This window comes from Bradyrhizobium sp. (genome assembly GCF_022844465.1).
In the GTDB taxonomy this organism is placed as follows: Bacteria; Pseudomonadota; Alphaproteobacteria; order Rhizobiales; family Xanthobacteraceae; genus Bradyrhizobium.
The window spans coordinates 209,365-221,533 of record NZ_JALHLP010000001.1 but is presented as its reverse complement, the minus strand read 5'-3'; the positions used below and the strand labels follow the sequence as shown (position 1 = coordinate 221,533).

Annotated in this window: 15 protein-coding genes and 2 tRNA genes; 10 read left to right on the top strand and 7 right to left on the bottom strand. The window is 60.4% G+C overall.

The window, feature by feature from the left end; all coding sequences use genetic code 11:
* Positions 1-88 precede the first annotated feature (88 nt).
* The 3 genes from Q0D31_RS01110 to Q0D31_RS01100 form a co-directional block, all read right to left on the bottom strand.
* Positions 89-1,165, bottom strand: coding sequence for an XRE family transcriptional regulator (locus tag Q0D31_RS01110; RefSeq protein ID WP_291842436.1), 1,077 nt, complete (start codon positions 1,163-1,165; stop codon positions 89-91).
* Positions 1,158-1,763: a hypothetical protein gene (locus Q0D31_RS01105; RefSeq protein WP_291842434.1), complete on the bottom strand. Its 606-nt coding sequence runs from the start codon at positions 1,761-1,763 to the stop codon at positions 1,158-1,160. The genes Q0D31_RS01110 and Q0D31_RS01105 overlap by 8 nt, the downstream gene beginning before the upstream one ends.
* Positions 1,764-1,841: 78 nt before the next feature.
* Entirely contained in the window at positions 1,842-2,015 is a 174-nt protein-coding gene (locus tag Q0D31_RS01100; protein ID WP_291842432.1) for an RNA-binding protein, read from the bottom strand.
* 317 nt (positions 2,016-2,332) lie between these two features.
* Here Q0D31_RS01100 and Q0D31_RS01095 point away from each other — a divergent pair, with 317 nt between their 5' ends.
* Together Q0D31_RS01095 and Q0D31_RS01090 are read left to right on the top strand one after the other, a co-directional pair.
* Complete coding sequence (locus tag Q0D31_RS01095; RefSeq protein ID WP_291842430.1) at positions 2,333-2,707, top strand: Rap1a/Tai family immunity protein; 375 nt, start codon at positions 2,333-2,335, stop codon at positions 2,705-2,707.
* A 73-nt stretch (positions 2,708-2,780) separates the two neighbouring features.
* Positions 2,781-2,857: transfer RNA gene (locus Q0D31_RS01090), tRNA-Val, on the top strand.
* A 168-nt stretch (positions 2,858-3,025) separates the two neighbouring features.
* Here Q0D31_RS01090 and Q0D31_RS01085 read toward each other — a convergent pair.
* Positions 3,026-3,667 (bottom strand): hypothetical protein, encoded by a 642-nt coding sequence (locus Q0D31_RS01085; RefSeq protein ID WP_291842428.1) that lies wholly within the window; start codon positions 3,665-3,667, stop codon positions 3,026-3,028.
* 293 nt (positions 3,668-3,960) lie between these two features.
* Here Q0D31_RS01085 and Q0D31_RS01080 point away from each other — a divergent pair, with 293 nt between their 5' ends.
* Positions 3,961-4,575, top strand: a complete 615-nt coding sequence (locus tag Q0D31_RS01080; RefSeq protein ID WP_291842425.1) for an acetyltransferase — start codon at positions 3,961-3,963, stop codon at positions 4,573-4,575.
* Between the two features lie 45 nt (positions 4,576-4,620).
* On the top strand, positions 4,621-5,481 hold the full coding sequence (locus Q0D31_RS01075) for a methyltransferase domain-containing protein (RefSeq protein WP_291842423.1): 861 nt from the start codon (positions 4,621-4,623) through the stop codon (positions 5,479-5,481).
* Positions 5,482-5,549: 68 nt separating this feature from the next.
* Here Q0D31_RS01075 and pepT read toward each other — a convergent pair whose 3' ends face one another.
* Together pepT and Q0D31_RS01065 are read right to left on the bottom strand one after the other, a co-directional pair.
* Entirely contained in the window at positions 5,550-6,806 is a 1,257-nt protein-coding gene (gene pepT / locus Q0D31_RS01070) for a peptidase T (RefSeq protein ID WP_291842421.1), read from the bottom strand.
* Positions 6,807-6,912: 106 nt separating this feature from the next.
* Positions 6,913-7,212, bottom strand: coding sequence for an HU family DNA-binding protein (locus Q0D31_RS01065; protein ID WP_291842418.1), 300 nt, complete (start codon positions 7,210-7,212; stop codon positions 6,913-6,915).
* A gap of 315 nt (positions 7,213-7,527) precedes the next feature.
* On the opposite strand from Q0D31_RS01065, the gene Q0D31_RS01060 reads away from it, so the two are divergent.
* Positions 7,528-7,604 (top strand) — tRNA-Asp (locus tag Q0D31_RS01060).
* A gap of 121 nt (positions 7,605-7,725) precedes the next feature.
* On the opposite strand, the gene Q0D31_RS01055 is transcribed toward Q0D31_RS01060, so the two are convergent.
* Positions 7,726-7,920: a hypothetical protein gene (locus tag Q0D31_RS01055; RefSeq protein ID WP_291842416.1), complete on the bottom strand. Its 195-nt coding sequence runs from the start codon at positions 7,918-7,920 to the stop codon at positions 7,726-7,728.
* 522 nt (positions 7,921-8,442) lie between these two features.
* On the opposite strand from Q0D31_RS01055, the gene Q0D31_RS01050 reads away from it, so the two are divergent.
* Genes Q0D31_RS01050 through Q0D31_RS01030 form a run of 5 tightly spaced genes read left to right on the top strand, consistent with a single transcriptional unit; the run spans position 8,443 to position 12,167 of the window.
* Positions 8,443-8,808, top strand: a complete 366-nt coding sequence (locus Q0D31_RS01050) for an NADH-quinone oxidoreductase subunit A (RefSeq protein WP_291842414.1) — start codon at positions 8,443-8,445, stop codon at positions 8,806-8,808.
* Complete coding sequence (locus Q0D31_RS01045; protein WP_291842412.1) at positions 8,799-9,392, top strand: NADH-quinone oxidoreductase subunit B; 594 nt, start codon at positions 8,799-8,801, stop codon at positions 9,390-9,392. Before Q0D31_RS01050 ends, Q0D31_RS01045 begins: the two co-directional genes overlap by 10 nt.
* Positions 9,393-9,403: 11 nt before the next feature.
* A complete protein-coding gene (locus Q0D31_RS01040; protein WP_291842410.1) occupies positions 9,404-10,015 on the top strand; it encodes an NADH-quinone oxidoreductase subunit C in 612 nt (203 codons plus the stop codon).
* A 2-nt stretch (positions 10,016-10,017) separates the two neighbouring features.
* Positions 10,018-11,208, top strand: a complete 1,191-nt coding sequence (locus Q0D31_RS01035) for an NADH-quinone oxidoreductase subunit D (RefSeq protein WP_291842408.1) — start codon at positions 10,018-10,020, stop codon at positions 11,206-11,208.
* Positions 11,205-12,167 carry an FkbM family methyltransferase gene (locus Q0D31_RS01030; RefSeq protein ID WP_291842406.1) on the top strand — a complete coding sequence of 321 codons (963 nt, stop codon included), beginning with the start codon at positions 11,205-11,207 and terminating at the stop codon, positions 12,165-12,167. The genes Q0D31_RS01035 and Q0D31_RS01030 overlap by 4 nt, the downstream gene beginning before the upstream one ends.
* Positions 12,168-12,169: the final 2 nt, after the last annotated feature.

Genomic DNA, 12,169 nt, shown 5'->3' with positions numbered 1-12,169 from the left:
TCCAGATTTAGGCGATTTGTCGGCTCTGGGTAGTGTCTCAGTTTGAAATTTCGGCATCTGATTTTTAGCGTCAAGATGGATGTTCAGTTCAGACCACTAGCCGCAATAGGGGCTTCCGCTTGCCCGCAAGCTGATAAAGGTCGGTGATTTCCTCATCTAATAGCCCCAGCAACTGGCTCAGATCGCCAACCGAATAACCCAACTCATTTGTGTATGTCGCTATTAGCTGGCTCAGTGTTGAGGGGCTTTCGGCGCTGCCGTTCCATTCAACCGGTTCTTTGGTTTTGAAGCCGCGCTTCGCCATCTCGATATTATAGTACTTAAACATGCGATCAGAAATCCGGCCCGTTTGCCAAGCCTTGTAGATCAAGGCCTGCATAGAGGCACCCCAATAGAGCTTCAACTCCATAAACTTGCTGATCGAAAGATTGTAGAATTGCGGCCGTACTTCTGGCGTCGGCATCAAAAGCTCAGAAGCAAAAAGATTTGCTTGAACTTCCTGCTCCGGATTGGGGGTTTGATGCATCACTAGGTGGCCGAGTTCGTGCGCCAAACTGAACCGGTACCGATCCTTTGGTTGTCTCAAATTTATGAAAATGACCGGCGGCAAATCATCGCCGGCATGTTGACAAAAGCCGTCAATAAGGGGGGTACCAAAATCAAAAGCGACGACCACCACGCCGGCATCTTCAACCAGTTTGGTTAGGTCTTTAATCGGACCGCGCGGAATCCCCCAACGCTGCCTGACCGTCAAAGCAATTTTTGGGATGTCGCCCGCGTATTGGTCCGGATCAATTGCCGGGACGGATGGCAACCGTGTTTCCAATTCAACTGAGGGAAGCAGCTTCTTTAAATTGATCCGGTACACCTCTGACTGGCCATGAATGGCATCACGGTCTCGAGCCGCTAGTTTTTTCCTCTTCCGATGAAAACTAACGGGGTCCATCCTCTGGTAGACAGGGTTACAAAAAAAATCGGGGCGGTATTTAAGCGCCAGCGCCAACTTTTCCTTTAGCTTTTCGTCCGGCTGAATCTGCCCATGTTCTATCTTTGATAGCTGAGCTTGGGAAACCGCACCGTTCAAGGCGGCCACGAGCTCAGGCTGGCTGACCTTGCGAGTCTGCCGAGCCAGAGCGAGTAGCTCGCCATTGAATGCTTTATTCATTTCCAGCCTTCTTCTCTACGTTTGGCCTAACGCGAATACGGCGCGGTTCGTCGGCAGGCGGTACGGACGGCAACGGTGTGATCCCGGTTCCTGGCGGGGGCGTGCGGCCGGTTAGTGAAATTTCCCACGCAATTCCGCCAGCCTCGTTATTGCAAACCAAATAGATCGGCGGGTTCAGTGGGTCGTTTTCGGTCGCGACGTAGCCGAGATAGATGTGCGTCAGGTCATCGTCGGAGAAAAGTTCGCCGGGAACCGGCGTCTGGTGATCGAAATCGAAAGAGATTTGGGTCTTGCCGGTGTTGGCGTGGAGGTCGTCAAAGAGTTTCTTGATGCGCAGAGTGAACTTGCTGTGAGCCCCAAAATAGGTGGCATTGCCATCCCTGAGCGGTTGCAGCCCTTTTGTCGCTTCGCAATAGACGGTCATCCGCTCTTTTATTTCATCTCGGATGATTGAACAGCGAGTCCAAGATTCATGGGTGTGCGCTCGTTGGCCATAGAACTCGTAGTAGAACCGGACACTTTCCAAGACGATCGATGCAAAGTCATCAAAGTGGGGACCGAGCACCTTTTCCGCTTCCTCACGACAACGAACTGGCATACTATCCCTCGAAATAATAATGGTTCAATGAGAGCTTATACCTCTATCCTGTCCAAAACAAGCTAAAATATTCTGAACCTATTCCGATAACGTCCAGCGAGCTTTCGCGGCCTTTTTTGCTATTTCTTTCCTCCGCTTGGCCGTCATCCCTTCCGCCCGCGCCTTCCCGCCCATGCGACCCAGCGCCACAGCGGCTGCGTTCTTGCCGTCATCCGTGATCAGGTCGTCAATTTCGCCCGTCGCGATCCTCATGACATGGACGGCGTTGCCGATGGCGTCGGCTGGCCGCTTCTCGCCTTTAGGGCTTCGGGGCATTTAATCTGCGCCCTTCTTGGATTCGGCGCACATGCAATTCAGTTTTTCCCTAACGGCTGCATCATCAAGTAACATCCGCGCGCGAGAAAACCCCTTGTCGCGCAGAGCCCATTCTATTGATTGATAGCCAGAATGTTCGCCAGAGCGGGCCATTTGGTAGGCCAACTCCCACATGCGCTCTTCCTTTTGACGACTTACCGGCATGTCCTATAAGCTACATGCTTAGCGGCAAGCTTCGCAAGAGGGACGTTGTTATGAAGTACGCCCCAGCTTTTATTGCATTCGCTCTTGCGCTGTTGCCTGCAGAAGCACCGGCACAGAATTCCCCCTACGACACGATGAAGGCGCTGAGTGCCGGACATATTTTGGCGGCTTGCAAGGAAAGGCCAACTGAATCGGAATGGGCGAAGGGCATCTGCATAGGCCAAATACAAGTACTCTACCTTCTCGCCTTCAGCGATCACCTAGCCCCAAAAGGTAAGTTCTGCCCGCCAGACGGCGTTACAATAGATAAAGCCCGGGCTGTCGTTATTAAATATATCGAAGATAAACCCGAACAGCTTCACTTGCCATTTTTGTTGTTGGCTATTGATGGGCTTCGAAAGGCATGGCCGTGTCGGGCTCGCTAATTTCAAACTGAGACACTACCCGGCTCTGCCGTCGCTTGCGTTCACACCTCGCGGGGCGGTAAATAGGAGGCAAGGGCGGTTAGCTCAGCTGGTTAGAGCATCTCGTTTACACCGAGAGGGTCGGCGGTTCGAATCCGTCACCGCCTACCAGCCTACCAGCCTTCGCCCTGAGGGCTTCGGCTGGGCAAGCCAGCCCTCACTCTGCAACAGTGGCAGCTACAAGTTTCTCTGCGCCGGAAGCTGTCTCGCCGTAACTCGAAGAGCGAAGGCGGGCTGTCCAGGCGCACGACCGAAGCCCCACGCCGGCTTGCCTGTTCTTCAGCTCTCTGGAGCTGGCGTGGTCGCCGGGAGAGTCAAGGGGGCTCCTCCAAGCGAAATGGGTCCGACAGGGTTAGGCTGCCGGGCCATCTTCTTGCGCGCTGCCCGGGCCAGCCGGTTTGCGTGCCTTGCCGAAATCGACGAGGTGAATTCCGGGCTCATCGCATATCTCAGCGAGTCGACCTTGGCCGTCAGCGCGGAGATCTGGGCAGAGATCTTCTTCACGTCCTGATGTTCGTCCGCGATCTGGGCGGATATCTTCTTTACACCGGATTGCTCGTCCATGACGCTCTGCCGCAGGGAAGCAATCGCAATTGAATCCTGCAGCAGCAGAACCGAGTTTTCCTGCAACAGGGCTTTATTCTCCTGCAGCGCGGTCAGTGTGGCGACCACCGGATCCACGAATGGATCGGAAGCTTTCTGGTGCGGAAGCAGTTCGGCCAGGCTGCTCATGCTCGGCAGGTTGATATTGGGAAGATCAAAGCCGGCAGGCGACATCGTATAGATCGCCGCGGTGGAGTTTATTCCAAGCGCGAGCACCGCCAGCGCCAGAACCGATTTCCGGCTCGATTTTTTGGTCGGTATCGTGGCTTCGGGTTGTTCGGTTTGGTTCTGCTTTTCCGTTGTCTCGGTCACGTGCATAAACCTCACTCAAATGGGTGAACAAAAAAAAGGAGCCGTCGCGGGTGGTCCGTCGCGACGGCTCCTTTACGCGGCACCCAACTAGAACTGCCGGAGATTGTACGGTGTGGAGATTAATTCCGCGTTACGCCTCGGTTGTCTCGAACCGCAAACCGCTGCCGTCGCTTGCGTTCACACCTCGCGGGGCGGTAGACAGGGGCGAGGGCGGACAGCTGAGCTACTCGACATCGAGACTTCGTTGTCCCGGAAGAGCGACGGTCTGTTGATGGCCTATGTCCTGACGAGAAAATCCAATGGCTAAGGCGTACATCTTTGGCGGAGGCGGCCATGCGCGTGTGATCGCGTCGTTTCTTGCTGCCTCGCCCGTGTTCGTCGTCCAGCAGCCGGTTGGTCCGGCGACGCTGCCTGGAACCACGCTGTCGGAAGAAGAATATTTTCGCGAACTGCCGCCCGGCGAAGTCTATCTCGGCATCGGGTCGAACGAGGCGCGTGCGTTGTGCGCGTCACGGCTGCGTGCGGTGGGCGCGAACATGCCCGCTTGCATCGCCCCGACGGCGTTCGTTGCGAGGGACGCCGAAATCGAGAGCGGTGCCGTTGTTTGTGCCGGCGCGGTTGTGGGCTCAAGAGCGAGGATCGGGCGGGATACAATCATCAACACGCTTTCCAGCGTCGATCACGACTGCGTGCTTGGCGACCTCTCGCAGGTGACAGTCGGCGTTACGTTCGGAGGCGGAGTAAGGACCGGCGTCAATTGCTTTTTCGGCATGAAAAGCGCGGTGGTTCCGAACCGGACGATTGGCGACCATGTGCAGTTGATGGCCGGCTCCCTGGTTGTGTCAGATGTCGAGTCGAACGTGGTGATGGGCGGAAGTCCGGCGCGGCTGGTCAAGCGCCTGTCGCCTGGATGAGGCGATCGGGTTCGTCGTTGTCTGCGAGAGTGAGCGAGAGCGCCCATGAGCATCCCCACCAGCCACGAGCACAACGCCGACCAGGTCGCCTACTGGAACGGTCCGGCCGGCCGGCGCTGGGCCGATCGTCAGGCGACGCAGGATGTGCTGCTCAAGCCGGTCGCCGATCTCGTGATCGACCGGGCGAAGCTTGAGCCGGGCGAGCGGGTCATCGATGTCGGCTGCGGCAGCGGCGCCACCACGGTCGCGTTCGCGCAGGAAGTCGCGCCGTCAGGACATGTGCTGGGGATCGACATATCCGGCCCGATGCTGGAACGGGCGCGGCAGGGCGCGCCGAAGGATCTGCCGATCGAGTTCGTTCTTGCCGACGCCACCGTCTACCCGTTTGCGCCGGCCAGCTTCGATCTGCTGGCCCCGCGCTTCGGCGTGATGTTCTTCGCCGATCCCGTGCTGTCGTTTTCGAACATGCGCAAGGCGCTCAAGCCGTCGGGGCGGCTGGCGTTTGCCTGCTGGCGAGAGCCGCGTGAAAATCCGTTCTTCATGGCGCCGCTTGCGGCCGCCTACAAGCATGTACCGAAGCTTCCGCAGCAGGGGCCGGAAGACCCCGGACCGTTTGCGTTCGCCTCGGAGGCGCGCGTGCGGCGTATCCTGGGTGAGGCCGGCTTTACGGGCGTCGAAATGGAGGCGTGTCCGCTGCTGCTCGACGCCGCGATCGGTCGCGGCCTCGACGGCGCGGTGCAGGGCGCGCTGGAGATCGGCCCGGTCAGTCGTGCGCTGGAAGGGCAGCCGGAAGAGCTGCGCAAAGCGGCAGCGGCATCGATCCGCGAAGCGCTGACGCCGTTCGCGAAGGGGGATGCCGTGCCGCTTCCGGGATCGGTCTGGATCGTCACCGCAAACGCTACCTGAATACCGTCAATCTGGCCCGATCGCTCCTTTGCATGGGGTTGTTTTCGAAATTTTGATTCCGAAGCGGCTCACGCCCGCTCTTCCCAGATCATCGCCAGGTGCACGATGGTGCGCACCGCGGCCTCCATGTCTTGGCGGCTGACCCATTCCAGCCGCGAATGGAAGGCGTGTTCGCCGGCAAAGATGTTGGGGCAGGGCAGGCCCATGAACGACAGCCGCGAGCCGTCGGTGCCGCCGCGGATCGAGCTGCGCACCGGCTTTAGCCCGGCGCGGCGGATCGCCTCGATGGCGTAGTCGATGATTTCGGGGTGGCGGTCGATCACCTGCTTCATGTTGCGGTATTGCGCCTTGACCTCCATCCGGTAGGTCGAGCGCGGGTAGTCCTTCATCACCCCTTTGACGATGCCTTCGAGCAGGGCTTCCTTTTGCTTCAACCCCTCATCGGTGAAGTCGCGCACGATGAATCCGATTTCGGCTTTCTCCAGCGCTCCGGAAATGCCGACCGGATGCAGAAAACCTTGCTTGCCCTCGGTGGTCTCGGGCGAGCAGGTGTCCTTGGGCAGGCGGTCGATGATGGCGGCCGCGATCTTGATGGCGTGCTCCATCCTGCCCTTGGCAAAGCCCGGATGGGTGGAGACGCCCTCGATGTGGATGGTGACGCCATCCGCCGAGAAGGTTTCGTCCTCGATATGTCCGGCGGTCTCGCCGTCCATCGTATAGGCGAAATCGGCGCCGAGCTTTTTCAGGTCGACCTTGTCGACGCCGCGGCCGATCTCCTCGTCCGGCGTGAACAGGATCTTGATGGTCCCGTGCCTGATGTGGGGGTGGTCGACCAGGAATTGCGCCGCGTCCATGATCTCGGCGAGGCCGGCCTTGTTGTCGGCCCCGAGCAGCGTGGTGCCGTCAGTTGTGATGATGTCATGGCCGATCTGGTCGGCCAGCGCGGGATGATCGGCGGCGCGGATCACCTGCGCGGGATCGGCCGGCAACGGGATGTCGCCGCCGCGGTAATTGCGCACGATCTGCGGCTTGACGTTCGCGCCGGTGCAATCAGGCGAAGTGTCCATGTGCGAGCAGAAGCAGATCACCGGGACTTCCTTGTCGGTATTGGCCGGGATCGTGGCGTAGACATAGCCGTGCGCGTCGAGATGGGCGTCGCCAAGGCCAATCGCCTGCAATTCGGCGACGAGCAGCCGCCCCAGGTTTTTCTGCTTCTCGGTCGAGGGGCAGGTAAGCGAGGCCGGATCGGACTGGGTGTCGATCACGGCATAGCGCAGGAAGCGCTCGGTAACGGTGTGGGTGAAGGCCAAGGGCGAAGCCGGCATGACGGTCCGAAAGCGATGAGGAACGGGGAAGGCTCTATAGCAGAAAAGCGCCATCCCGGGCCCCGCCCGGAATGGCGCTTCTGGCACTGACCGAAAGCGCGTCGCGTCAGACCGCTTCCTTGAGTTCCTTGGCGGCGCGGAAGGCGACTTTCTTGCTGGCCTTGATCTGGATCGGTTCGCCGGTGGCGGGGTTGCGGCCGATGCGGGCGGCCCGCTTGCGGACCTGAAGGATGCCAAGGCCGACGATCCGGATCCGCTCGCCTTTCTTCAAGTGCTTGGCGATCTTGTCGACCATGCCGGTCAGGATCGCCTCGGCGTCCTTCTTGGACAATTCATGGTCCTCCGCGAGCGCGGCTGCCAGGTGCTTGAGTGTGATCGTTGCTGGGGACGCTGCTTTCTTTGCCATGTCTGGCCCTCCTGATGAATGAATGTCTCAAGCGCGTTCGGGAACACCGGGTCGCGCCGGGCAAGACGCGTGGCGCCGTGCCTTGAATACCCGAACAGCAATGCAGCCGGAGCGGAAACGGTTCAAGAAACCCCGATGTGGCAGGCCTTAAACGATTCGGGTGGTGATCGCCTATGCCGTTCTACCTTAAAACACGGCATTATTTGCAATGGCATCAAAGAAATGCCCGGTTGACGCAGGGATTTGCAACCGCCTTGACTAAGACGGGGCAGGCCTTTATGCCCTCGGTGCTGCGCGGATCACGATCTGGCATCCGCGGGAGTAGCTCAGTTGGTTAGAGCGCCGCCCTGTCACGGCGGAGGCCGCGGGTTCGAGTCCCGTCTCTCGCGCCATTTTGGATTTTGCCGCTGATCCCCGGAAGCTGCCGCAAAGCGCGTCGTTATCAACAATGCCCGCCGCCAGCAAAAAGGCCGCCCGAGGGCGGCCGTCATGAATCTCGTCGGGCGATATTGTCTAACGAACCGTTGAAGTTCCAGAGCTGGTGACGACCACCGGCTTGCCCGCTTTTACGACCTGCGCCGTCTGGGTCAAATCCGAACCGGTGCGGGCGGAAATGCCAAGGACCGCCACCGCGATGCCGGCGACAAGGGCGACGATCACGATCTTCAGATGGGTGCTGCGGTCCGCCGAGTGAATGGAGTGATTCATGGGAGCCTCCCGGGCGCCGTTTGGCGTCCTCTGTTGTCAACACGTTTAGGCCCCGTATGTTTCAAAATCGTTTCGCGCGCTCCGCAAAATGGTTTCATCTGGTTGATTGGGCCGTTTCCCGACGTGGCGTGCCGAAGCCCGTGTCCGAGGAAAGGATGCAAAAACGGGAACAAAAACAAGGGGGAACGGCGAGACCATCGGCGGGATCAGTTTGAAGAGGATCGGCAAGCCGGGTGAGACCAAAACCCTTCCCATCAACGGGCGGCGGCGCATTTTGAACAAGCGAAGCGTCCGGCCAATTACCACCGACCTTACGCTTCGCCTCGTCGCGCAACTCGTCATGGTCTCGTCGTGTGTTGCCCGTTGGAATCTCCGTTGAGGCCGACCTTGCCGCGCCGAACCGGCCGCGAGAGCCGACAAGGCGGCTTGTCTTGCGCCCTCTGTTGCGCTGCGCTAAGCCTCCAGAACAATTGAAATCAGCGAATCTGCGGGCCTTGAAACCGCGGAAAAAAGGCAACGCCGATGAGCGGCATCCTGCACAATTACCTCCCGCTTGTGGTGTTCATAGGGGTCGCAAGCCTGATCGGCCTGGCGCTTCTGATTGCGCCGTTCCTGGTCGCGTTCCAGCAACCCGATCCGGAAAAGCTTTCCGCTTATGAATGCGGATTCAACGCGTTCGACGACGCCCGCATGAAGTTCGATGTGCGCTTCTACCTGGTCGCGATCCTCTTCATCATTTTCGACCTCGAAGTGGCGTTCCTGTTTCCGTGGGCGGTCGCCTTCGGCAAGCTCGGCGCTACGGGCTTCTGGTCGATGATGATGTTCCTCGCCGTCCTCACGGTCGGTTTTGCCTATGAGTGGAAGAAGGGCGCGCTGGAATGGGATTGAGCCCGACGGCAATAATGAATTCTTCGCCTGATATCGCGCCGGCGCCAAAGGGCATCCTCGATCCCGCCACCGGCCGGCCGGTCGGCGCCAATGATCCGTACTTCCTTGAGGTCAACCACGAGCTCTCCGACAAGGGCTTCTTCGTGGCCGCCACCGACGACCTGATCACCTGGGCGCGCACGGGATCGCTGATGTGGATGACGTTCGGGCTCGCCTGCTGTGCGGTGGAGATGATGCAGGTGTCGATGCCGCGTTACGACATTGAGCGCTTCGGTTTCGCCCCGCGCGCCTCGCCGCGGCAGTCCGACGTCATGATCGTGGCGGGTACGCTGACCAACAAGATGGCGCCGGCGCTGCGCAAGGTCTACGACCAGATGCCCGAGCCGCGCTACGTCATCTCGATGGGATCATGCGCCAATGGCGGCGGCTACTACCACTATTCCTACTCGGTCGTGCGCGGCTGCGACCGCATCGTGCCGGTCGACATCTACGTGCCGGGATGCCCGCCGACGGCGGAGGCGCTGCTCTACGGCGTGCTGCTGCTGCAGAAGAAGATCCGGCGCATCGGGACCATCGAACGCTAAGGTTTCAGGAAATGGACGACGGCAGGCTCGACGCCCTTGGGCAGACGATCGTGAGCGCGCTTCCCGGCGCGGCGAGCGCCCATTCCATTGCGTTCAACCAGCTCACGGTCACGATCGATGCGCGCCGGGTCGTCGAGGTCGTCAAATTCCTGCGCGACGATCCCTCGCTGCGTTTCGTCAGCTTCACCGACGTGACGGCGGTGGATTATCCCGGCCGCGAGAAGCGCTTTGACGTGGTCTATCATCTGCTGTCGCCGACCCTGAACGAGCGCATCCGCCTGCGCGCCGAGGCCGACGAGACCACCCAGGTGCCGTCGATCATCGAAGTGTTTCCCGGCGCCGACTGGTTCGAGCGCGAGACTTACGACCTCTACGGCGTGATCTTCACCGGCCATCCCGACATGCGCCGGCTCCTGACCGATTACGGCTTCGACGGCCATCCCCTGCGCAAGGACTTTCCGCTCACCGGCTTCGTCGAGGTGCGCTACGACGACCAGGAGAAGCGCGTGCTCTACGAGCCCGTCCGCCTCAACCAGGAATTCCGCAAGTTTGATTTCCTGTCGCCATGGGAGGGCGCGGACTACCCGCTGCCGGGCGACGAGAAGGCTGAGCCGAAGGCCTGACCATGAACGAGCAGAACCTTCGCAATTTTACCATCAATTTTGGGCCGCAGCATCCGGCGGCGCATGGCGTTTTGCGTCTTGTGCTGGAGCTGGACGGCGAAGTCGTCGAACGCGTCGATCCGCATATCGGCCTGCTTCACCGCGGTACCGAAAAGCTGATCGAGCAGAAGACGTATCTGCAGGCGATTCCCTATTTCGACCGGCTCGACTACGTCGCCCCGATGAACCAGGAGCACGCGTTCTGCCTCGCCGCCGAGAAGCTGCTCGGCATTGCGGTGCCGCGCCGCGGCCAGTTGATCCGGGTGCTCTATTGCGAGATCGGCCGCATCCTGTCGCATCTGCTCAATGTCACGACCCAGGCGATGGACGTCGGCGCGCTGACCCCGCCGCTGTGGGGGTTCGAGGAGCGCGAAAAGCTGATGGTGTTCTACGAGCGCGCCTCCGGCTCGCGCATGCACGCGGCCTATTTCCGCCTCGGCGGCGTGCATCAGGACCTGCCGCCAAAGCTGATCGACGACATCGAGGCCTGGTGCGATCCGTTCCTGCAGGTGGTGGCCGACCTCGAAACGCTTCTGACCGGCAACCGCATCTTCAAGCAGCGCAACGTCGACATCGGCGTGGTGACGCTGGCGCAGGCGTGGGCGTGGGGCTTTTCCGGCGTCATGGTGCGAGGCTCCGGCGCGGCCTGGGACTTGCGTAAGTCGCAGCCTTACGAATGCTATGCGGAGATGGATTTCGACATCCCGATCGGCAAGAACGGCGATTGTTACGACCGCTACTGCATCCGCATGGAGGAGATGCGCCAGTCCGTGCGCATCATGAAGCAGTGCATCGCCAAACTGCGCGCGGCCGACGGCCAGGGGCCCGTCGTCGTCGAGGACAACAAGATTGCCCCGCCCAGGCGCGGTGAGATGAAGCGCTCGATGGAAGCGCTGATCCACCACTTCAAGCTCTACACCGAAGGCGTTCGGGTGCCCGCCGGCGAGGTCTACGTCGCGGTCGAGGCGCCGAAGGGCGAGTTCGGCGTCTATCTGGTCGCCGACGGCACCAACAAGCCATACAAGTGCAAGATCCGCGCGCCGGGCTTCGCCCATCTGCAGGCGATGGATTTCATCTGCCGCGGCCATCTGCTCGCCGACGTCTCGGCGATCCTTGGCTCGCTCGACATCGTGTTCGGAGAGGTCGATCGATGATCGCGCAGGCGCCGATCCAGTTCGACCGGGCTTCGGGCGCGCTCGTCGGCGCCAACGCGTGGGAGCGTCTGGCCGCAATGGCGCTGACGCTGGGTTCGAAGGTGAGCGCGAATTTCTCGCATCGCGGCTACAACATGTGCGCCAATCTCCTGCGCACCGCGCTGCCGGCGCGCGGCATCCAGGTCAAGCTCAACCCCGACGCCATCTTCGAGTTTCCCTATGGTGACGGCTACTGGAGCAAGCTGCTCGACCGCAGCTTCCGCTACGAGGACGAACTGGAGCTGCTGTTTCGCGACTCCGCCGACGTCGACTACACGCTGCTCGATTGCGGCGCCAATTATGGCTACTGGTCGGTGCTGGTGTCGAGCCGGCCGTTCGGTTCGCGCAAGGCGATCGCGATCGAACCGTCGTCGCAGAACTTTCCGAAACTGGCCAACAACGCTGGGATCAACGGCGATCGTTTCGAAACCGTCAAATGCGCGATTGGCGCCGCGCGCGGCGCCGCGCGTCTGTCGGGCATCAAGCACGAGGCCTTCAGCATCGCCGGCGAACAATCGGGCGGCGAGGAAGTGCCGGTCATTGCCCTCGACGATCTGCTGGACGACGGCAGGATTTCGGTCGGCGGCAAATACCTGGTCAAACTCGATGTCGAAGGCGTCGAGATCGAAGCCATGAAGGGCGGAACGCGGCTGATGCAGGGTGACAGCATGCTGCTCTGCGAGGAGCACGGCAATGATCCGTTGCATACTGTTTCGCGTCATATCCTCGAACAAACCCCGATGAAGTTAATCGTTCACGATCCCCGCAGCAATCGTTTTGAAACCGTGACCGACCTTTCGATTCTCGATCGGATCAAGGTTTCATCCCACGTCGGCTACAACGTGTTCGGCACCGCAAGCGCGTTCTGGCTCGCCCGGATCGACGCGCTCAATGCGAAAGCCGCGCGTCGCGCGCAATGAGA

Bases quoted from the DNA above. Each gene is read 5' to 3' on its own strand.
- Q0D31_RS01080 (WP_291842425.1), top strand. From the start codon at position 3,961: ATGGCTAAGGCGTACATCTTTGGCGGAGGCGGCCATGCGCGTGTGATC.
- Q0D31_RS01110 (WP_291842436.1), bottom strand. From the start codon at position 1,165: ATGAATAAAGCATTCAATGGCGAGCTACTCGCTCTGGCTCGGCAGACT.
- Q0D31_RS01100 (WP_291842432.1), bottom strand. From the start codon at position 2,015: ATGAGGATCGCGACGGGCGAAATTGACGACCTGATCACGGATGACGGC.
- Q0D31_RS01030 (WP_291842406.1), top strand. From the start codon at position 11,205: ATGATCGCGCAGGCGCCGATCCAGTTCGACCGGGCTTCGGGCGCGCTC.
- Q0D31_RS01055 (WP_291842416.1), bottom strand. From the start codon at position 7,920: ATGAATCACTCCATTCACTCGGCGGACCGCAGCACCCATCTGAAGATC.
- Q0D31_RS01035 (WP_291842408.1), top strand. From the start codon at position 10,018: ATGAACGAGCAGAACCTTCGCAATTTTACCATCAATTTTGGGCCGCAG.
- Q0D31_RS01045 (WP_291842412.1), top strand. From the start codon at position 8,799: ATGGGATTGAGCCCGACGGCAATAATGAATTCTTCGCCTGATATCGCG.
- Q0D31_RS01075 (WP_291842423.1), top strand. From the start codon at position 4,621: ATGAGCATCCCCACCAGCCACGAGCACAACGCCGACCAGGTCGCCTAC.
- Q0D31_RS01085 (WP_291842428.1), bottom strand. From the start codon at position 3,667: ATGCACGTGACCGAGACAACGGAAAAGCAGAACCAAACCGAACAACCC.
- Q0D31_RS01050 (WP_291842414.1), top strand. From the start codon at position 8,443: ATGAGCGGCATCCTGCACAATTACCTCCCGCTTGTGGTGTTCATAGGG.
- Q0D31_RS01105 (WP_291842434.1), bottom strand. From the start codon at position 1,763: ATGCCAGTTCGTTGTCGTGAGGAAGCGGAAAAGGTGCTCGGTCCCCAC.
- Q0D31_RS01040 (WP_291842410.1), top strand. From the start codon at position 9,404: ATGGACGACGGCAGGCTCGACGCCCTTGGGCAGACGATCGTGAGCGCG.
- pepT (WP_291842421.1), bottom strand. From the start codon at position 6,806: ATGCCGGCTTCGCCCTTGGCCTTCACCCACACCGTTACCGAGCGCTTC.
- Q0D31_RS01095 (WP_291842430.1), top strand. From the start codon at position 2,333: ATGAAGTACGCCCCAGCTTTTATTGCATTCGCTCTTGCGCTGTTGCCT.
- Q0D31_RS01065 (WP_291842418.1), bottom strand. From the start codon at position 7,212: ATGGCAAAGAAAGCAGCGTCCCCAGCAACGATCACACTCAAGCACCTG.